Source organism: Acidithiobacillus ferridurans (assembly GCF_003966655.1).
Taxonomy (GTDB): Bacteria; Pseudomonadota; Gammaproteobacteria; order Acidithiobacillales; family Acidithiobacillaceae; genus Acidithiobacillus; species Acidithiobacillus ferridurans.
In genome coordinates, this window is the sequence record NZ_AP018795.1 from 1,619,211 (window position 1) to 1,639,063 (window position 19,853).

Annotated in this window: 18 protein-coding genes; 6 read left to right on the top strand and 12 right to left on the bottom strand. The window is 62.2% G+C overall.

Annotated elements, in window-relative coordinates; translation table 11 throughout:
* The 11 genes from AFERRID_RS08400 to leuS form a co-directional block, all read right to left on the bottom strand.
* Positions 1 to 507, bottom strand: coding sequence for a hypothetical protein (locus tag AFERRID_RS08400; protein ID WP_113526900.1), 507 nt, complete (start codon positions 505 to 507; stop codon positions 1 to 3).
* Complete coding sequence (locus AFERRID_RS08405) at positions 507 to 1,991, bottom strand: HAMP domain-containing sensor histidine kinase (protein ID WP_113526899.1); 1,485 nt, start codon at positions 1,989 to 1,991, stop codon at positions 507 to 509. Before AFERRID_RS08405 ends, AFERRID_RS08400 begins: the two co-directional genes overlap by 1 nt.
* 165 nt (positions 1,992 to 2,156) lie before the next feature.
* Positions 2,157 to 3,833, bottom strand: coding sequence for a DNA repair protein RecN (recN, locus tag AFERRID_RS08410; protein WP_126604884.1), 1,677 nt, complete (start codon positions 3,831 to 3,833; stop codon positions 2,157 to 2,159).
* Positions 3,833 to 4,720 (bottom strand): NAD(+)/NADH kinase, encoded by an 888-nt coding sequence (locus tag AFERRID_RS08415; protein WP_113526897.1) that lies wholly within the window; start codon positions 4,718 to 4,720, stop codon positions 3,833 to 3,835. The genes recN and AFERRID_RS08415 overlap by 1 nt, the downstream gene beginning before the upstream one ends.
* Positions 4,721 to 4,799: 79 nt before the next feature.
* Positions 4,800 to 5,525, bottom strand: a complete 726-nt coding sequence (locus AFERRID_RS08420; RefSeq protein WP_113526896.1) for a type III pantothenate kinase — start codon at positions 5,523 to 5,525, stop codon at positions 4,800 to 4,802.
* The gene (locus tag AFERRID_RS08425) at positions 5,522 to 6,463 is read right to left on the bottom strand and encodes a biotin--[acetyl-CoA-carboxylase] ligase (RefSeq protein ID WP_113526895.1); all 942 of its coding nucleotides are present in this window, start codon (positions 6,461 to 6,463) and stop codon (positions 5,522 to 5,524) included. Before AFERRID_RS08425 ends, AFERRID_RS08420 begins: the two co-directional genes overlap by 4 nt.
* Positions 6,444 to 7,700 carry a glutamate-5-semialdehyde dehydrogenase gene (locus tag AFERRID_RS08430; protein ID WP_126604886.1) on the bottom strand — a complete coding sequence of 419 codons (1,257 nt, stop codon included), beginning with the start codon at positions 7,698 to 7,700 and terminating at the stop codon, positions 6,444 to 6,446. The genes AFERRID_RS08425 and AFERRID_RS08430 overlap by 20 nt, the downstream gene beginning before the upstream one ends.
* A 166-nt stretch (positions 7,701 to 7,866) precedes the next feature.
* Positions 7,867 to 9,051, bottom strand: coding sequence for an MFS transporter (locus AFERRID_RS08435; RefSeq protein ID WP_126604888.1), 1,185 nt, complete (start codon positions 9,049 to 9,051; stop codon positions 7,867 to 7,869).
* A gap of 61 nt (positions 9,052 to 9,112) precedes the next feature.
* Complete coding sequence (holA, locus tag AFERRID_RS08440; RefSeq protein ID WP_126604890.1) at positions 9,113 to 10,105, bottom strand: DNA polymerase III subunit delta; 993 nt, start codon at positions 10,103 to 10,105, stop codon at positions 9,113 to 9,115.
* Position 10,106: 1 nt separating this feature from the next.
* A complete protein-coding gene (locus AFERRID_RS08445; protein WP_126604892.1) occupies positions 10,107 to 10,625 on the bottom strand; it encodes an LPS-assembly lipoprotein LptE in 519 nt (172 codons plus the stop codon).
* Entirely contained in the window at positions 10,622 to 13,087 is a 2,466-nt protein-coding gene (gene leuS, locus AFERRID_RS08450; protein ID WP_126604894.1) for a leucine--tRNA ligase, read from the bottom strand. The genes AFERRID_RS08445 and leuS overlap by 4 nt, the downstream gene beginning before the upstream one ends.
* Before the next feature lie 269 nt (positions 13,088 to 13,356).
* Between leuS and wrbA the strand changes: the two genes are divergently transcribed.
* The 4 genes from wrbA to AFERRID_RS08470 all read left to right on the top strand — a co-directional run bounded on the left by wrbA (position 13,357) and on the right by AFERRID_RS08470 (position 16,335).
* On the top strand, positions 13,357 to 13,959 hold the full coding sequence (gene wrbA, locus AFERRID_RS08455; protein ID WP_126604896.1) for an NAD(P)H:quinone oxidoreductase: 603 nt from the start codon (positions 13,357 to 13,359) through the stop codon (positions 13,957 to 13,959).
* Positions 13,925 to 14,617 carry a YceI family protein gene (locus AFERRID_RS08460; RefSeq protein ID WP_225981919.1) on the top strand — a complete coding sequence of 231 codons (693 nt, stop codon included), beginning with the start codon at positions 13,925 to 13,927 and terminating at the stop codon, positions 14,615 to 14,617. Before wrbA ends, AFERRID_RS08460 begins: the two co-directional genes overlap by 35 nt.
* 70 nt (positions 14,618 to 14,687) lie before the next feature.
* The gene (locus AFERRID_RS08465; protein WP_126604898.1) at positions 14,688 to 15,479 is read left to right on the top strand and encodes a M15 family metallopeptidase; all 792 of its coding nucleotides are present in this window, start codon (positions 14,688 to 14,690) and stop codon (positions 15,477 to 15,479) included.
* A gap of 49 nt (positions 15,480 to 15,528) precedes the next feature.
* Positions 15,529 to 16,335 carry a DNA-formamidopyrimidine glycosylase family protein gene (locus AFERRID_RS08470; protein ID WP_113526886.1) on the top strand — a complete coding sequence of 269 codons (807 nt, stop codon included), beginning with the start codon at positions 15,529 to 15,531 and terminating at the stop codon, positions 16,333 to 16,335.
* 26 nt (positions 16,336 to 16,361) lie between these two features.
* Here the strand turns inward: AFERRID_RS08470 and AFERRID_RS08475 are convergent, their stop codons facing one another.
* Positions 16,362 to 16,811: a rhodanese-like domain-containing protein gene (locus tag AFERRID_RS08475; RefSeq protein ID WP_113526885.1), complete on the bottom strand. Its 450-nt coding sequence runs from the start codon at positions 16,809 to 16,811 to the stop codon at positions 16,362 to 16,364.
* 161 nt (positions 16,812 to 16,972) lie between these two features.
* On the opposite strand from AFERRID_RS08475, the gene AFERRID_RS08480 reads away from it, so the two are divergent.
* The gene (locus AFERRID_RS08480) at positions 16,973 to 18,148 is read left to right on the top strand and encodes a cation diffusion facilitator family transporter (protein ID WP_126604900.1); all 1,176 of its coding nucleotides are present in this window, start codon (positions 16,973 to 16,975) and stop codon (positions 18,146 to 18,148) included.
* A 154-nt stretch (positions 18,149 to 18,302) separates the two neighbouring features.
* Positions 18,303 to 19,718 carry a glutamate--ammonia ligase gene (gene glnA, locus AFERRID_RS08485; protein WP_113526883.1) on the top strand — a complete coding sequence of 472 codons (1,416 nt, stop codon included), beginning with the start codon at positions 18,303 to 18,305 and terminating at the stop codon, positions 19,716 to 19,718.
* Positions 19,719 to 19,853: the final 135 nt, after the last annotated feature.

Genomic DNA, 19,853 nt, shown 5'->3' on the forward strand with positions numbered 1-19,853 from the left:
TCAGGGCTGCCTGAGAACATGGTGGTCAAGCGATTTTTCGGCATGGTCGTGAAGGAGGTTTTCCAGGCGGTCCAGGCGTGCCTGCACGACGGCGGATTGTGCCTGCACCTTTTTCAGCCGGGCCACGCACGCATCCCCACCAGCCCTGCGCTCCTGCAGGGCGTGTACGACGCGACGCAGGGGAAGCGTGCCGGCGCCCACTTCGTTATTCTGGGCGGCGAGATCCAGTTCCCTCGCGGCGTTTCCCAGTGCGGAGGTGTCCAGGGCGCCGTGGGTCAGATAAACCTCGGCCAACGCCGCATGGATGCGCGCGCATGCCGTGGATGCGGGCAATCCACAATGGGCGAGATCGCTGAGTAGTGTATTACGTGTCATGCCGGAAGAGTACAGACGGGACGGCGGGGCGACGGGCGTGGCTGCCTGCGGCGTGAGCTGTGCGCAGGCAGCCAGCGCTGCGGCGAGACCCGGCGCAGCGAGGATCGGAAAGAACCGGGTGAACCAGCGCATCAGACCGTTCCGGCATTGCGTGCGGCGGGCAGCCAGATCTCGGCGCAGAGACCGCCTCCGGAGCGATTGTGCATGCGGATCCAGCCGCCCTGGGCGCTCACAAGTTCGCGGGTGATGGCAAGCCCCAGACCCGTACCGCGGGGCAGGCGGTTGCTGACCGGCACCTGATAGAAGCGTTCAAAGACCCGTTCCAGCAAGGCATCGGGAATGCCGGGACCATTGTCGCTGACGCAAAAAAGGATACCCCCCTGCTGCGCCGTCGCGCGAACCTCGATCCGCCCGCCCGCCGGACTGTACTTGTGGGCGTTGCTGACCAGGTTGGTGAGGATCTGGCGCAGTCTCTGGGGATCGGCATAGACGCCGAGTTCCTTCGACCCGCCACAGTCCAGTATTTGATTTTTTTTGTCGGTCAGTGGTTGCATGCGTTTTTGCAGGTCGAGCAGCACGTCGGCGACCGCGATGTCCTGTGGTGAGAAGTCCAGGGAACGCGATTGCAGGGCATGCATATCCAGCATTTCCTGGATGGCGGCGTACAACTCCTTGACCTGGCGGACGATGATTTCGAGTACTTCGCGCTGTCGCGGCAAGAGCGGACCGATGCGTTCACTGAGCAGGAGCTCGCTGCCGGAGCGTGCCGACGCCAGCGGCGTGATCAGCTCGTGAGACACCTGGCTGAGAAATTCATGCCGCAAACGTTCCTCTTCCTGCAGCCGGGTCTGCATGCTCTCGATGCTCCGGGCGAGATCGCGGAGCTCCTGGGGACCTTCGCTGGCGACATTCGTCAGTTTGCCCGCGCCAATATCCTCGACGGCGCGACGAAAAGCCCTGAGGGGCCGGGTCAGGGCGCTGGCTACCCGCCAGGGAATGAGTATGCTGAGCAGAGCGGTAATGAAGACCAGCGCATAGAGGAGCTGCACGGCGCGGGTTCGTGCCGCCGCCGCCGCCGCGCCCTGGCGGATCAGGAGATTTGTCATCGCCAGATGTACAGCCTCGAACTTTTCTTCGACGGCGGCTTTGCTCGCCGCCTCGGTCACGCTGCCACCCGTGGTCTGCGCATAGGCGGTCAGACTGCTTTGCAACTGTTGTATGGCCACCGTGAGGGCGGGGTGGTCGCGAGTGGCGCGTTGCAGTGTCTGCAGGTCACGCTCTTCGCTGGTCACCAGTTGGACGAAGGTCTTTTCATAACCAGCCTGCGGCAGCACCTGGGCAAGCCGACGAAAAAATTCCGCCTGATGCTGGGTGTTCTTGATCTGCAGCAGCTGTTTTTGCAGGGGCAACCCGACCTGAACGAGGGTATCGCTGCTGTTGCCGAGGGTGTGAATGGAGCGAACCGCGACGTAGACCACACCGCCCACCAGCATCAGTATCGCCAAAGCGACCACCAGTACCCGCCGCGGAATGGAGTCGGCTCGGTGATGTTCGACGCGCGTCGGAACGGCTGACTCGCGATCTGTGCTGTGTCCTTCCATGAAATCGGCCGCCATCGGTTCTCCGGCATGGGACACGCAATTGCGCGCCCGGAATATCCCTTGATAGCCAGAGTGTAAGCGACCCTGGCGTCAAGGCCTAGTGTAGGCCATTGGCTACGCTTGAACACCTCTTGAACGGGGGCGGGTGGGCGTTGTTGGGCCTGGTTTGGGCCGCCGGGCTCAGGATTCGGCGCCGGCCAGCAAGGCAGCGGCCGCCTGGGTAACCGCATCATTGATTTCAATGCCGCCCAGCATGCGGGCAATTTCCTGGCGGCGATCGGAATCGCCCAGGGTATGAACCTTGCTGAGGGTCTGACCGTCGACGACCTGTTTTTCCACCCGGAGGTGCTGGTGCCCCTGGGCCGCCACCTGCGCCAGATGGGTGACGCAGAGGACTTGCTGATGGGCGCCGAGGCGGCGCAGCAGGCGTCCGACCCGTTCGGCGACGGCACCGCCGATACCCACGTCCACTTCGTCGAAAATCAGGGTGTCGATGCGTTCCGGCGCGGCGAGGATGACCTGCAGCGCAAGGCCGATGCGTGACAGTTCGCCGCCTGAGGCAACCCGGGCCAAGGGTTGGGCGGGATGGCCGGGGTTGGCGGTAATCCAGATTTCCACCTGATCCCACCCGGTATCCCGCCATTGTTTTTCGGCTTCGGGATGGCTGTACAGGCGTAGCTCGATAGCGGCGTGGGGCATGCCCAGTTGCTGGATCTGCGCAATGATGGCCTGGGCCAGTGCGTCCTGCTGTCGCTGGCGTGCGTCGCTGAGGGCGGCGCAGTCCTCGACGTACGCCGCACGCGCCTGGACCAACTCGCGTTCGGCGGCGCGGCGTTCCGCGTCCAAATCTGCGCTGCTCAGCAATTCCCGGCGCAGTGACTCCCGCTTGGCGAGCAGGCCGGCCATATCGCAGTGGTGCTTACGTTGCAGATCCTGCAGGAGTTGCAGGCGCTGCGCGATACTTTCGAGCCGTTCCGGATCGGCCTCCAGGTCGGTGGCGTAGGTGCGCAGGCTGGTAATGGCTTCTTCGGTCTGAATCATGGCCGAGTTGAGCAGTTCATCGCAGTCAGTTAGGCGGGAATCGTGGGCGCGGGCGGCATGCACATGGCGTTGCGCTTCGGCGATGGCGCGGCTGGCGGCGCTGTCTTCTCCATCCAGGCGGGCGAGAGCGGCTAGTACGTCTTCCCGCAACTTTTCCACAGCGCCGAGGCGCTGCTCTTCGGCGCGCAGGTTTTCCCATTCATCGGCCTGCAAGTCGGCGGCTTCCAGCTCGGTGAGCAGAAAGCGCTGCCAGTCTTCCTGCTCATGTTGCATGTTCTGCTGTTCCTGTAACACGGCGCAATGTTGGGCGGCCTGGTGCCATTGCCGATAGCGGTCGGCAACGGCGCTCAGATTGGTCTCCAATCCCGCGAAACGATCCAGCAGGAACAGTTGGCGTTCCGGCTGAAGCAGGCTTTGGTGGGCATGCTGGCCGAGGAGTTCGACCAAGGTTTCACCGAATTCCCGGAGCTGGCCGTTGGTGACACTGCAACCGTTGATGAAGGCACGGCTACGGCCGTTGCGCTGAATGATGCGGCGCAGGAGGCAGACATCCTCGTCCTCGATTTCCTGTTCGCGCAGCCACCGACGCGCGGGGTGTTCCGGGCTGAGACCGTATTCGGCGCTGATTTCCGCTTGCTCGGCGCCATGGCGGATGTCTTCAGCGTGGCCTTTGTCGCCGAGGAGCAGGGCGATGGCATCCACCAGAATGGACTTGCCCGCTCCGGTCTCTCCGGTGAGCACCGTCAGCCCCGCCGCAAAGTCGATGCTGACCGCGTCGATCAGGGCAAAGTCGCGCACCTGGAGGTTGAGGAGCATCAGTCTGTTCCGGGGGAGTCGGCCCAGTGCAGCTTGCCGCGCAGGATCTGGAAGAAGTTTTCTTCCTCGGGGTGGATAAAACGGGCCGCGCAGGAGGCTCGGCGGATGACGATTTCGTCACCGATTTCGAGAGGGACGCTGCAATGGCTGTCCAGGCTGAGCGCGGCGGGCTGGCGGCTGGCGGTGAGACGGGCCACGATTTCCACCGAATCGGCCACCGCCAGGGGTCGCGCCGTGAGGGTGTGTGGGCAGATGAGGACGAGGAGGAGCGCCGCGAGGGTGGGGGTGAGGATGGGCCCGCCCGCCGACATGGCGTAGGCCGTGGAGCCGGTAGGTGTGGCGATGATGAGACCGTCGGCGCGCTGGGTATAGACGAAACGGCCGTCCATCTGCACCTGCAGTTCAATCATGCTCTCGCCACCGCCCTTGTGGATAAAGACTTCGTTGACGGCGAGGCCGGTATGGACACGCTCCTCACTACGCCATAACTCGGCATGGAGGATACTGCGCAGGTCCTGCTGGTAATGCCCCTCCAGAATGGGTGGCAAGGCTTCGTTGATCTGGTTGATGGAGAGGTCGGCGAGAAAGCCGAGGCGCCCCTGATTGATGCCGAGGATGGGAATGCCGCTTTGTGCGGTCTGTCGCGCGGTCCCTAACAGCGTACCATCTCCGCCAAGGGCGATGACGAGGTCCGAGCCGGCATCCGCTTCCGCGAAGGAAAGCAACGGTAGCCCCAGGCTGTCGCCGATATCCGCAGCACTTTGGCTTTCCAGAAAGGTGGGCATGTCTCGCGCCAGCAAAAAATCCCGCAGTTGTCGCAACCCAGGGAGAACCGAGGGATCATGATATTTGCTGACGAGCAAGACGCGCTGAAAGGGTTGGGTCATGGGAGTAGCGTACATGGGGGAACAGCTGGCGCCAAGTGGCTGCGGCCATTTTTGCACGGGCCGGTGTCGGGGACGGGTGTCATCCTCGTATCCACAGATAAAAGCCGCGCAGAAGCAGATGGGGCTGATACAGGCTACCAGCGATGCCAGGTTGCCAACGTTCGGCATCACCGCCGGTGATCAGTATCTGTGCCTGGGGGCTGTACTGGCGATAGTCGGTAATGGCGCCGCGCAGGGCATCGGCAAAGAGGTGGATGACCCCGGCCTGAATGGCGCTGCTGGTGTCATTGCCCAGCATTTCCGCCGGGGTGTTCAGGGCGACTTCAGGAAGGAGTGCCGTGCCTTCATGCAGACCGCGCAGGCTCATGGCGACACCCGGCAGGATACGTCCGCCCCGGAAATGTCCGCCAGCCAGCAGGTCGATCTTGATGGCGGTGCCCATGTCGATGACGATGCTGTCTTGGCCGGGGAAGTCCATGGCGGCGGCGAGCAGGCAGCAGCGGCGGTCAAAGCCAAGGCTTTCCGGCGGATGATAGCGGTGGGGCACGGCGCGGCGAAAAAAGCCGGGGTCCGGCTCGCGGACCTCTGCCGTGGCCAGGGCTTCCCGCCAGGCGACAAGCGCCGCAGGCACGACGCCGCCCAGCGCGACGGGTTCCCGGTTCGGCGCGCTGAGCCATGTCAGGCCGGGCTGCTGCAGGATTTCTGCGGGTGGCAGTGCAGTGGTCACGCTGACGCTGTCGAAATGCATGCCATCGCGAGTACGCGCCAGCAGGGTGCGGGTATTGCCGACGGAGATGAGGATCATGGATGCTGGGGCCGCAGGCTGACGTCACCGGCACTCAGCCAGATCGTACCCGTATCCGCACAGGATACCTGCAGGCGCCCGTCCGGGCCGAGGCCCAGCACCCGGGCCTCGCGCACGCCCTGCGCGTCGCTGATCTGAACGGGCTGCCCGGTCAGGCGATCCGCCTTCTCCCACAAGGTCAGGAAAGGCGTGAACCCCTCGTCCGCAAAGCGCGCGAAGTCTTCCCGCCATTGGCGGAGAATAGTACCGGCGAGGGCGCTGCGGGTGACCCTGATGTCGAGGTCGGCGAGGCTCACGGCAGTGGCTGGCAGACCGGGATCATCGTGGATGTTGAGTCCCAAACCGACCACCAGCCGGGTCTCTTCGTGGCGGCGCGGGCGGGCTTCGACCAGAATGCCCCCCAGCTTGCGTCCCCCCACCCAAAGATCGTTGGGCCACTTGACCCAAAGATCGGGCAGGCGCGCCCGCAGCAGGGTGAACACGGACAGGGCGGCAACGATGGTTAGTGCCGCATGGACCGGGCGGAGCTGAGTCCAGCGGTAACTCAGGTAGAGATGGCGCCCGAAAGGTGAAGACCACCGGCGCCCGCGCCGCCCGCGTCCGGCCCACTGGCTTTCGGTGAGACAGACGTCCATGCCGGCATCCTGCAGGATCTCGGCATTGGTGGATGCGCAGCACAGTGGCAGATGGATATGCGCCGGGTCGATGCCGCCGATGTCGGCAATCTCTTGGGCGCAGAGGGGCGCGGCAGGATATTCCAGTTGCACGCCACCATCTCGCGCATAGAGGGGGAAGCCCCATTCGCCAGCCTCCGCGAGCAGCGCAGACGGAAGCCCGCTTGAATCATCGGCAGGCCAGGCGTGGGGCAAGCCGTCGGCCACGGTCGTCAACAAGGCCTGTAATGCCGCCGATGGTGCTTCAGGAGCGGATATGGCCATCTCCCAGGACGATCCATTTCTGCAGGGTCAGCCCTTCCAGCCCCACCGGTCCGCGCACGTGCAGGCGGTTGGTGGAGATGCCGATCTCTGCACCCAGACCGTATTCAAAGCCGTCGGCAAAGCGGGTGGAGGCATTGACCATGACGGAACTGGCGTCCACCTCGCGCAGAAAGCGGCGGGCCTGGGTATAGTTTTCGGTGACGATGGACTCGGTATGCTGAGAGCCGTACCGGTTGATGTGTGCAATCGCGGCGTCGAGATCATCCACCACCTTGAGGGAAATGATCGGCCCCAGATACTCCGTGCCGTAGTCCTCTTCGGTCGCCGCAATAGCACCGGGGATGCGGGGCAGGCCGCGTTCGCAGGCGCGGATCTCAATGCCTTTCTCCTGTAGTGCCGTGGCAATGGAGCCGAGCAGGTCGTCCATCCGCTCCTGATGAATGAGCAGACTCTCTGCCGTATTGCAAGTGCCCAACCGCTGGGCTTTGGAATTGAGGACCACCCTCAGTGCCTTGCGGGGATCGGCGTCGGCGTCCACATACACATGGCAGTTGCCATGCAGATGCATGATCACGGGTACGGTGGCATCGGCTTTGACGCGGGAGATGAGGCCCTTGCCACCGCGGGGAATCACCACATCCACATAGCGATCCATGCCGATCAGGATACCCACGGCTTCGCGCTCGGCGGTGTTGACGTACTGGACCAGATCGAGGGGCAGGTTGGCCTTGCCGAGGGCAGCGCGCAGGCGCTCGGCGATGGCCATGTTGCTGTGCAGGGACTCGGAACCGCCCCGCAGGATGACGGCGTTACCCGATTTGACGCAGAGGCCGGCGGCATCGGCGGTGACGTTGGGGCGCGATTCATAGATCATGGCGATCACGCCCAGGGGCGCGCGCATATGGCCTACCTGGATGCCGCTGGGGCGGTAACGCAGGTCGGTGATCTCGCCCACGGGGTCGGGCAGGGCGGCGATTTCTTCGAGGCCCCTGGCCATGGCTTCGATACGGGCTTCGTCCAGACACAAGCGGTCGATGAAAGCGGCATCCTTGCCCGCTTCTTCGGCACTGCGTAAATCCTTGCGGTTGGCGCGTTGCAGATTGTCGGCGTCGCGGCGCAGAAATTCCGCCATGGAGCGCAGGGCGCTGTCTTTGGCGGCGCTGTCCGCGCTTTGCGACCGGCGCTGGGCGCTGCGGGCGCGTTCACCGATTTTTTCCAGTTCGCTACGTAAATCCAAGATGGAGCCTCCTGTGCTGGGCCCCGGCTGGATGTGCGGCAAGAAAAAACCGTCGCTGATCCGTGCCGGGAAACGGCAGCCCGCGTGGCCTAACCCGCGCGGGTACTGATGGTATTGTGCCGTTCCGGGGCCATTCCGGCAATCCGCAGGCAGCGACTGCGCGCATTCAGGACTGCCGCCAAGGGGTGCCGCGGTAGACCCAGGTGGCGAGGAGTATGGTGGCGGTGATGGCGATGCAGGCGGAAAAGCCGAAGGCATAAGGGGCGCCGACCTCTTCCCATATCCAGCCGAACAATAATCCCGCAGGGATCGCGCTGATGCCAGTGGCCAGGTTATACCAGCCAAAGGCCGTGCCGCGCTCGTCGGCGGTGGTCAGATCATTGATCTGGGCCCGTTCGGCCCCTTCGCTGAAGCCAAAAAACAAACCATAGGATAAGGCCACCGCCCACAACAACGGGAGGCTTTCCACCATGGCGAACAAGGCGTAGTTACAGCCGTAGGCCGACCAGCCGATGAATAAAACGGGTCGCCGCCCCAGTTTATCGGCCAGTCGTCCGCCGCCTATGCCGGTGCTGCTCTTGGCCGCATGGATGGAGGCCCAGAGCAGGAGTACCTGTACGACGTCCATGCCGAGCTGATAAGCACGCAATAGAATGAAGGTTTCGGTGGCGCGGGCCAGGGTGAACAGGCTCAGCGTAAGGAGATAGCGCCGGATGTGGGGTGACAGGTGATGCGGGTTCAGGGAGATACGGGCTGGGGTCCGGTGATTGGGTGGTCGTGGCGCCTCACGCACGCCGCCAATGAGGAGCAAAATGGCGACGGCGCCGGGAATGGCCGACAGGAGGATGACATCCTCCAAAGGGATTCCGGAAAAATGCAGAACTGCCGCTGCCACCAGAGCCCCCAGCAGCGCGCCCCCATTGTCCATGGCCCTTTGGTAGCCAAACGCAAAGCCGATGCGTTGCGGTGGCGTGGAATCTGCCAGCAAGGCATCCCTTGGTGCGGTGCGGATACCTTTCCCCATCCGGTCGATGCTGCGCACGAGCAGAAGCACTGGCCAGCTTCCCACCACAGCGATGAGCGGTCGCGCCAGATTGGAAACCGTGTAGCCGATTACCGTCAGCCCCTTGCGCCGCCCACCGATGAGGTCAGAATGCCGGCCGGACCAGAGTTTGAGAAAGCTCGCTACGGTATCCGCCACCCCTTCTACCAGGCCCAGGGCCACCGGACCCGCAGCGAGTATGGTGGCCAGGAGGACAGGGATGAGAGGGACCACCATCTCCGAGGAAAGATCATTGAAAAAGCTGACAAATCCGAGAACGAGAACGGTGAATGGCAGGGCCTGGCGCATGGATGCTAAACCTTTAGGGGGCGACTTCATGGCGCGAGTCTGGGCACCGATAAATCCATCGTCACCTGCACATCCGCAGGCAGAGATCGGTCAGTGCGGGCCAGACCGGCGTGGGATCCTGCCCCTTGATGCGGGCATCGATGGCGAGGCAATCTTCGATGCCCGCCTGTAGCCCTGAGCGGGTCAGGCGCCGTGCCGCGGTGCGCAGCCAGCCCTGCCGTGGTGGAAAAATACGGTTCTGCCGGAAGAATGCATCGACATCCACGCCGCCAGCCCGCAATTCGGCCAGCAGGCGCAGATCCTTGTGCAGGACCCACAGGCACAAGGCCGGTTCGCCGTCGCCGTTGCGCAGGCGGTCGAGCATGTGCAGCATCTGTTCCGTTTCGCCGCGCAGGACCGCGTCGGCAAGGTCGTAAATGGTGAACTGGCTGCTGTCTGCCAGCACCGCGCGGATGGCGATGACATCGATGCGCTGCCCCGGATAGACCTGCTGCAATCGCTGGATGGCCTGATGGCAGGCCCCGAGGTTGCCGGCGCTGAGGTCGGTGAGCAACTGGACGGCGGCGCTGTCGGCCTGCATCCCGGCGGCGCGCAGACGCTCCTCTACCCAGCGCGACCAGTCCCGCCCCTCCGGGCGGTACAGCAGGAGCGTGTGGCCGTGAGTCTCGATGCCCTTGAACCAGGCGGTTTTTTGGGTGCTGGCGTCAGGGCGGGGGCCGCTGACAACCAGCAGCGCGTCGGGAGGTGGCGAGGCCAGCCAGTACTGCAGGGCGGCGCTGCCCTCTTTGGGGACTTTGGGGCTATCCAGGCGCAGCAGGAGCACGCGTTGTGCCGCGAAAAGCGAGCCCGCATCCCGCTCGTCGCGCAAGGCATCCCAGATGCCGCCGTCCTGCTGAGCGAGACGTTGTTTCTGAGCGAAGCCATGCTGTGCCGCAGCAGCCATCAGGGCGTCTTCCGCCTCCTGCAGGAGCAGGGGCTCATCAGAAAAGAGGCCATAGACGGATGCCAAAGGGCCGCGTAAATGGCTGGCCCAGTGCGTCGGCTTCAGCCGCATTTCAGGGCGCCTGCTGGCGGAAGCCAGGGCTGTTGAGCACCCGCCGCAGAACCTGTCGCGCGCCCTGCTCCATCAGCAGACGCTGCATGGTGATCTGCTGTTCGTTGGTGGCCAGTGGGCTGGCACTGTTGAAACTAAAGCTGTTCTCCACCAGCAGAGGTTGGGATTCAAGCAATACTTTATGATCGTTGCCTGTCACGCTGAACTGGGCATGCAGGGTGTCGAGAAACTCCTGGGCGACGCCGCTGCTCGGGCTGATGCTGATGATCCGCTGGCTGACATACGCATTGTCGATCTGGAGCAGCGGGCCATCAGATTTGGCCCTGTTGCCGTCCCGCTGCAATTCGCGATGGACGGCCTCGGCCAGACTGCCTCCGGCGGGGCCGCTGCCGACGACGCGCAACCCTGTCAGCCTGGGCGGAATGGTGGCCCCGGTTTGCAAATGAAAGCCGCAGCCGCCCAGCAGCAGCGCCAGCCCCGCCACGAGCCACCAGCGACGCCACGGCAACGTGCCGCTCATCCCGCCACCACGTTGACCAGACGGCCGGGGACGATGATCATCTTGCGCACGGTTTTACCCTCCAGATGACGTTGCATGGCCGGATCGGCCAGTATGGCCCGCTCGACGTCGGCATGGTCCGCATCAACGGGAAAATCCATGCGTTCACGCAATTTGCCGTTGACCTGAATGACCAGCGTCACGGTATCGCAACGCAGGGCCTCGGCATCGGCCACGGGCCAGGGCGCATGGCTGATCACGCCGCTTTGCCCCATCTTTTGCCAAAGCACCTCGGCGATATGGGGCGCAAAAGGGGCCAGCAGCAGGGTCAATGCGCGCAGTCCTTCGCCCAGCACCGCCCGCAGGTCGGCCGGAGCATCCGCAGGGACCTTCATCAGGCTGTTGGTCAGTTCCATGATGGCGGCAATGGCGACATTGAAATGATAGCGCCCGTCCATATTGCGGCTGACCCGATCGATGCACTGATGCACCGCGCGGCGCAGGTTCACCGCCTCGGCGGAGAGTTCTGCTGGCAGTGCCGGGGGTGTGGCGCCATACTCGTGGACCAGACGCCAGAACCGGTTGAGGAAGCGGTAAGCACCTTCCACGGCGCTGTCCGACCACTCCAGATGCTGTTCCGGCGGCGCCGCGAAGAGAATAAAGAGGCGCGCGGTGTCAGCCCCGTAGCGGTCGATCAGGCCTTGCGGGTCCACCGTATTGCCCTTGGATTTGCTCATCTTGCTGCCGTCTTTGAGCACCATGCCCTGAGTCAGCAGATGGCGGAAGGGCTCATCGTGGGCGCCGTCGGCGGGCAGCAGGCCGACATCGCGGAGCAGGCGGTTGAAGAAGCGGGCATAGAGCAGATGTAGCACCGCGTGCTCCACGCCACCGACATACTGATCCACCGGCAGCCAGCCGGCGGCGCGCTGGTCGAGCATCTGCCCGGCATCGGGGCAGGCGAAACGGGCGTAATACCAGGAGCTCTCCACGAAGGTGTCCATGGTGTCGGTTTCACGCCGGGCTGCGGCGCCACATTGGGGGCAGTCCACCTGGGTGAACTCGGGGTCGTCCAGCAGCGGCGAACGCGGGTCTTTGAGCTGGTAGTGGGTGGGCAAGATCACCGGCAGATCCCGCTCCGGTACCGGCACGACGCCACAGTGGGGGCAGTGGATCATGGGGATAGGCGTGCCCCAGTAGCGTTGCCGGGAGATGCCCCAGTCGCGCAGACGGAAGTTGACCGTCTTCCGCCCCAGTCCCTTGGCGGCTATGGCCGCGGTGATACGGCCCTTGGCCTCTTCATTGGCCAGGCCGTCGAAAGTCCCGGAGTTGAACAAGGTGCCGCTGCCGGTGTAGGCCTCCGTCATGGCTTCGCCGGCGGTGACAATACCCTCGGCCTGAATCACCGCGCGGATGGGCAGACCATATTTGCGCGCGAACTCAAAGTCCCGCTGATCATGGGCGGGCACACTCATCACTGCGCCTTCGCCATAACCCATAAGCACGAAATTGGCGGCCCAGACGGGTAGCTCCACGCCGGTAAGCGGATGCCGCACGCTCAGGCCGAGGGGATGCCCCTCCTTCTCCTGGGTTTCGATGCTGGCTTCGGAAACGGCGACATGGCGGCAGCGTTCGAGGAAGGCGGCGAGTTCAGCGCTGTTTCCCGCCGCCTGAATCGCCAGGGGATGTTCCGGCGCCACTGCCAGATAGGTCGCCCCCATCAGGGTGTCGGGACGGGTGGTGAAGACCTTGATGACCCCGTCACCAGCGACCAGTGGGAAATGAATCTCAGCGCCCTCTGAGCGACCGATCCAGTTGCGCTGCATGGTCAGTACCTGCTCCGGCCAGCCCTCGCCCAGGGTGTCGAGGCCGGTCAGCAGTTCTTCGGCGTAGGCGGTAATGCGCAGGAAGTACTGCACGATCTCCTTGCGTTCGACCGGAGCGCCGGAACGCCAGCCACAGCCGTCCACCACCTGCTCGTTGGCGAGGACGGTCTGGTCCACCGGGTCCCAATTGACGGTGCTCAGCTTCTGATAGACCAACCCCTTCTCCCAGAGCTTCACGAACAGCCACTGCTCCCAGCGATAATAATCCGGCGTGCAGGTGGCGAACTCCCGCGACCAGTCGTAAGACAGTCCTAGCCGCTGCAACTGCCCGCGCATGTGGGCGATGTTGTCCATGGTCCACTGCGCTGGTGCCAAACCATGCTTGAGGGCCGCATTCTCCGCAGGCAGACCGAAGGCATCCCAGCCCATGGGCTGCATGACTTCTTTCCCCAGCATCCGCTGATAGCGGGCGATCGCGTCGGCGATGCTATAATTACGCACATGCCCCATGTGCAATTGCCCCGAAGGGTAGGGGAACATGGCGAGGGCGTAGAATTTGTCTCCCGAGGGAGTCGCAGCGGCCTTGAAGGTCTGCTGATCGTGCCAGCGCTGCTGCACGGCGGCTTCGATCTCTTGGGGGGAGTAGGCGGGAGTTTCCATAAGCTTTTCTTGAACCGGATACCAAATGTGGCACAAAGGTTGCCATAGGCACGGGGGTGGCGCAATGGTTGACGGCCGCGGGCGGCTGGTCAGCCAGGGCTGCAGAAAAGGCGCTCGGTATGCATCCCATGCAGGATGGGGACGCCATTGGTTTCATGATGGTTGGAGATTGTGGTTACTTGTCAGTACCTACTTTACAAAAGGAGCTGATGAAGGTCTATTAACGGACAGGCTTTTGTCTGGAATCCATACGCATAAGGAGGCGCTGAGTGAGCAGGATATTAGTGCTGTATCACAGTTTATGGGGGCATGTAGAGCAAATGGCCGAGGCGGAAGCAGAGGGCGCCCGCTCCGTGAGTGGGATTCAGGTGGATGTCCGGCGTGTCCCTGAGACTATGCCGGCAGAGACCCTGGCTGCGCTTCATGCCAAGACCCATCAGGCGGCCCCGGAGGCCCACCCTGATGACCTTGCCAATTATGACGGCATCATTTTTGGCACTCCGACACGTTTCGGTAACATGACCGGCCAGATGCGCAATTTTCTCGACCGCACCGGCAACCTTTGGCAGGAGGGCAGGTTGGTGGGCAAAGTCGGGAGTGTATTCGTGAGTACGGCCACCCAGCATGGCGGTCAGGAAACCACACTGACTTCCTTTCATACCTTTCTTTTTCATCAGGGCATGGTGGTGGTTGGGGTTCCCTATAGCTGCACGGAGTTGATGAATATGGATGAGATCAGCGGTGGTACACCCTACGGTGCCAGCACCATGTCCAAAGGCGACGGCAGCCGCCAGCCCTCCGCCAACGAATTGACCATCGCCCGCTTCCAGGGCCGGCATGTCGCAGAAATCACCCGGAAACTATTCGGCTAACCCAGGAGGATATTTTATGTTTTCGTACAAAAATAAATCACGGCTTCTCGTTTGCGGGACTTTGATGCTGGGTATGGCTGGAGGCGCCAGCGCTGCGCCAGCGCACTACGCGCCCCTCAATGGTAATCCGAACGGGAGCTATACCATCGATCCGCAGCATACCAATGTATTGTTTACGATCGGTCATGTGGGGATTACCGAGTTTACCGGGCATTTCGACAAAATCTCCGGAACATACACCTTTAACAATACAGCTCCACAAAAAGACCGGGTACGCATCACCATCCCTGCCGCCAGTATCAATACCAACTTCGCGCTTCGCGACCAGCACCTGCGCAGCAAGGAGTTTTTTGATGTAAAGAAATATCCGGATATCACCTTCGTTAGCACCAAATATGCGCCCAACGGGGACAAGGCTGGAAATCTGTATGGCAACCTGACCATGCACGGTGTGACCAAGCCGGTCATGTTCAAGGTGCGTGAGATTGGTGCAGGCGAAATTTCCTATTTGCCGAAACCCTGGGGCGGCTATTTGTCTGGTTTTGTCGCGACTACCACCATCCGCCGCTCTGATTTCGGTATGACCGCGTACTTGCCGGAGGGGCTATCCAATACCATCCACATCAAAGTCGAAGTGGAAGGCGTGAAACAATCTTGACGGCTCTTCGCCGAATCGGGTGGGCAGAGGGTGGAATGCTGTGGAGCGGTTCCACCGTGGTTCGCCGGTCATGCGATTTTTACCATGTCATCTGGCCAAGACGATGCGCCCTGATTATCTGAACATACCCATCCGGGACTGCGGTGAGCCACTGCAGGAGATTCCCGAAGGCGACTTCCCACGGATGGCCCCGCATCCTTATCTCGCACAGGGGGCGCCTTATGCCGGGTCGCCCTGGCGGCTGCGCTCCGGGGTGCTTTCTGCCCTGTATCGGGCGCAATCCGTGTTGTCGGCCCGCTGCCCCGGATGGCGCATCGCGCTGTTCGATGCCTATCGCCCCCTGGCGGTTCAGCACTTCATGGTCTGGGATGCCTTCCGGCGCGAGGCGCAGGCGATGGGCTGTCTCACCAGGCTCGCGTCCTGCGCCGGGCCGGATGCGTTGGCGCGTCTGGATCCCGAAATCCATACCCTGCTCGCCCCCAAAGTGTACCGCTTTTGGGGGATTCCCGACCCGGACCCCTGCCGTCCGCCACCGCACAGCACGGGTGCCGCCATAGACTGCAAACTGGTGGATGGAGAAGGTCGGGATGTACCCATGGGCGGCCCTGTCGATGACTTCACCGACCGCGCCATCCCGAATTTTTACGCGTCTGCCCTGCCCGGAACGCCGGAGTATCTCCATCACCGGAATCGTGAGCTGCTGGTCTCGGTCATGACCCAGGCGGGGTTCGCGCAGCATGTTGGAGAATGGTGGCACTTCTCCATCGGAGACCAGATGTGGGCGCATGCGCTGGGCGCTGCATACGCGCTGTATGGGCGTATTCCCTTTGCCGCCATTGGCGCGCCAGCGCCCACAGGTTAGACTAGGGCGCTTATCACGGGTCTCAAACCTCATTGTTCCGGAGAAAAACATGGCCGAGTTGCCAGAAATAGAACTGCTCAGACAAAAGCTGCGGCGCAATATCCTGCACAAGCGGGTCGGCGTCATGCAGATGCAGAATGCCAAGGGCGAGGCACTTCCGGATGGTGCCGGCATCGAAGATGCCGCACTCAAAGGCAGGGCCATCACCGACCTGCATCGCTACGGTCAATACCTTTTCCTGGAACTGGATCGTAAAGACATCCTCGCCCTGCAGTTGGGTGGCGAGCTGAGCGGCGAACTCGAACGTGGCCCTGTTCATGCGGAAGGCGGGGAAGAACCTCGAGCGGCGGCATTGGAGATTCAGATCAACGGCCAGCAGCGTCTGCGTTTTCAGGGGACCCAGTTGAGTAACCGCCTGCGCATGCTGGATGAAAACAGCGATGTGGACTTCCTGACCAAGCTCGGCCCTGATCCACTGATGGTGCATGGGGAAGGGCTTGGTATATTGCGCGAAGCCCTGAGCCGTCGCCGCAGCGCCCTGCGGAACATCCTGCTGGACGATGCCTTCGCGCCGGGCATCGGCGGTACCTGGGCGGATGAAATCCTTTTTCAGGCCCGTCTGCGGCCGGATCGCACCGCGACCAGTCTCAGCGAAGAAGAGCGCGAGCGTTTCCTGGAGCAGATCCCCAAGGTGCTGGATCGCGCCGTGCGCTGTCAGGCGAAGACCAACCTGCTGCCCAAGACCTTCCTCACCCGCCATCGGGAAGACGGGCACTGCCCGAGCTGCGGCGGCGCGCTGGAGACCCTTTCGGTGGGAGGTAAAAACGCGCTGCTCTGCCCGGCCTGCCAGTCTTGACAGGCGCTATGAGCCGGGCAGATACGCTACTTGTTCTTCCAGGGCAGGCCGCTGGCCTTCCAGCCGTCTACCTTGCCGCGCTGGCCGTGGGCATCGTGTCTGCCCTCGAAACCACCAAGGACGTTGTAGCAATGGCTGTAGCCCAGATCGGCCAGATGTTCGGCGGCGGCCAGAGAGCGGCCACCTGTGCGGCAGAGCAGGAGCAGAAGATCATCAGGCTGAGCCTTCCCGCGCAGTTCTGCATCAAAATCGGGGTTGGGCGTCATGCCCGGATACAGTTGCCACGGCACATGGCAGCAACCTTCGACAAAGCCCGAAAAATCCAGCTCCGGGTGGGAACGCACGTCAACGAGGATGGCCTTGGGATGATCGCCCAACACGGTGTGTGCTTCTTCCGGGGTGAGGTCCCCGGCATGGCGTTTGCCCGCCGCCTGCGCCCGTTTCTGTGCTTCCTGCAAAATCGTTTCGGTACTCATCGTTCACCTTGTCCTGTAACGCCTTGTGGATGTCTGGACGATTAAACAGTACATGCGCACATGCTGTCCATCTCTGTGTCCTCCATATCCCGGCTGCCGCTCATGGAGCGACCGGAGGTATGGTTCGTTGTCGGTATTGACATCGTGAAAGGTCCAGGCTAGTGGCGGAAAGCATCAGCCGCGCCGAGCGCGGCAGGCAGAACATGCGGGTGACCCTGGCGGGCGCGGGCACCAACGTGGTGCTGTTTTTCATCAAGCTGGCGGGGGGCATCCTGGGTCATTCCGATGCGCTGGTAGCCGACGCGGTTCACTCTCTTTCCGACCTGCTGTCGGACCTCGGGCTGGTGTTTGCCATGCGCTTCAGCAGCCAGCCGCCGGACCAGGAGCACCCCTACGGTCATGAGCGTTTTGAGACGCTGGCGGCGCTGGCGACGGGCACCCTGCTGGCCATCAACGGTGCGGGCATCGGGTATGAGGCGGTCCAGCGGCTCATTATCGGGCATTACGGCATGCCGGATTTCTGGACGCTGTATATCGCCGCCTTCGCGATTGCCGCCAAAGAAACCCTCTATCAGATCACCATCCGGGTGGCGCAGCGAACCCGCTCCGCAGCGCTGCGCGTCAATGCCTGGGACCATCGTACCGATGCCATTTCCAGCGTCATCGTCTTTATCGGCATTGGCGGCAGTTTGCTGGGGGCACCTTATCTCGATTCGGTCGTCGCCCTCATCGTCGCCCTCATGGTGTTGCGGATTGGCCTGGTCACCGGCTGGGAGGCGGTGCAGGAACTCGCCGACCGTGGCCTCGGTGATGAAGCGCTGGCCCATATCCGCGACGTGATCCTCGGCTGTGAAGGGGTGCGTGATCTGCATATGCTGAAGACGCGCAAAATCGGTCATCAGGCCCTGGCGGAGGTGCATTTGCAGGTGACGCCGACCCTGAGTGTTTCCGAGGGCCACCAGATTGCCGAGCGGGTACGGACGACGTTGTTGCGGCAGGTGGATGATCTCGCCGATGCCACCATCCATATCGACAGCGAAAATGATGCGGAAGGTGGCGTCCTCCTGTCGCCCCGTAGCGATATCGAAGCGGTGGTGCGCGAGCGCCTGCAAACGCTGGATCTGCCCGCCGAAGAGCAGATGACGCTGCATTATCTCCGGGGCGGTATGGTCATCTGCCTGCGTTATGCCTTGCCGTCATCCGCAACATTCGCTAGCCTGCAGGAGACGGAAACACAGATCCAGGAAGCCCTGCGGGGGCATGTGCCGGGTTTGCAGGAAGTGGACGTGGTCTGGTGCCTGGCTGAATCGCAGTTTTTGTCATCCGGCGCCCCATAATGGTGCGATTTTTGGTGTTGCACCATAATAATGCACGCTATTGGTGCAACATCTATGGGGTTATGCATCCCTTGCTCCGGTTATAGTCTGGTATGAATTTTGTTAAGAGAGTTTGTTTCGGGTCGTACATATTTCTTGATTGGAGGAGAAGCAAATGGGTTACAGCCCCAGTGATGTGGTCAAATTGATTCAGGAAAAAGACATCAAGTTCATTGATTTCCGTTTTACGGATACCAAGGGTAAGGAGCAGCACGTCTCCGTTCCCGGGCATGTCATCGAAGAAGACACCTTTACCGAAGGCAAGGCTTTTGACGGCTCCTCCATCGCCGGCTGGAAGGGCATCAACGAGTCCGACATGATTCTTCTGCCTGACCCGGATTCTGCGGTGCTCGACCCCTTTATGGATGAAACCACGCTTCTTCTCCGCTGCGACGTCATCGAGCCCGCCACTGGTCAGGGCTATGAGCGCGATCCCCGCTCCGTGGCCAAGCGCGCCGAAATCTACCTGAAGAGCACCGGTATTGCCGACACGTCTTTCTTCGGTCCCGAAAACGAATTCTTCGTATTCGATTCCGTGACCTGGAATATCGATATGAGTGGTTGCGCCTACAAGGTAGACGCCGAAGAAGCCGCCTGGAATTCGGGCAAGGAATATGAATCCGGCAATATGGGCCATCGCCCCGGCGTGAAGGGGGGGTATTTCCCGGTTCCGCCGGTGGACTCCGCTCAGGACCTGCGCTCGGCCATGTGCCTGGCCATGGAAGAGATGGGTCTGAAAGTGGAAGTCCATCACCATGAGGTGGCCACGGCCGGGCAGCACGAAATCGGCGTCGGTTTCAATACGCTGACCCGCAAGGCGGATGAGGTGCAGATCCTCAAGTATGTCGTCCACAACGTGGCGGCGGCCTACGGCCAGACGGCCACCTTCATGCCCAAGCCCGTCGTCGGTGACAACGGCAGCGGCATGCACGTCCACCAGTCCCTCGGCAAGGACGGCAAGAACATCTTCGCGGGAGATCTGTACGGCGGATTGTCGGAAATCGCGCTGTATTACATCGGCGGCATCATTAAACACGCGAAGGCGGTCAATGCGTTGACCAACCCCAGTACCAACAGCTACAAGCGTCTGGTACCTCATTTCGAGGCCCCGGTGCTACTCGCCTACTCCGCCAAGAACCGTTCGGCATCCATCCGCATTCCCTACGTCAACAGTCCCAAGGCACGGCGCATCGAAGTGCGTTTTCCGGACTCTACCGCCAACCCCTACCTGGCATTCTCTGCCATGCTGATGGCGGGTCTGGACGGTATCCAGAACAAAATCCATCCCGGCGACGCCATGGACAAGAATCTTTACGACCTGCCCGCCGAGGAACAGGCCAATATCCCCGGTGTGGCCGCCTCTCTGGAAGAAGCCCTGCGTGCCCTGGAAGCCGACCATGACTTCCTCATGAAGGGTGGGGTGTTCTCCGAGAGCTGGCTGGAAGGATATCTGGACGTGAAATGGGCCGAAGTGCAGACCCTGCGCGTGACCACCCATCCGGTGGAGTTCCAGATGTACTACAGTCTCTGAGACCGGGTACTCCCTGCCGTTGCGGTCTTTCCCCCGGTATCATCAGCCCCGTGCTTTAGGCGGGGCTTTTTTTATGCCACCTTGACAATACGGGGCTTGGCGACCATATACGGAAATGCCGCGCTGGTCAGGAGA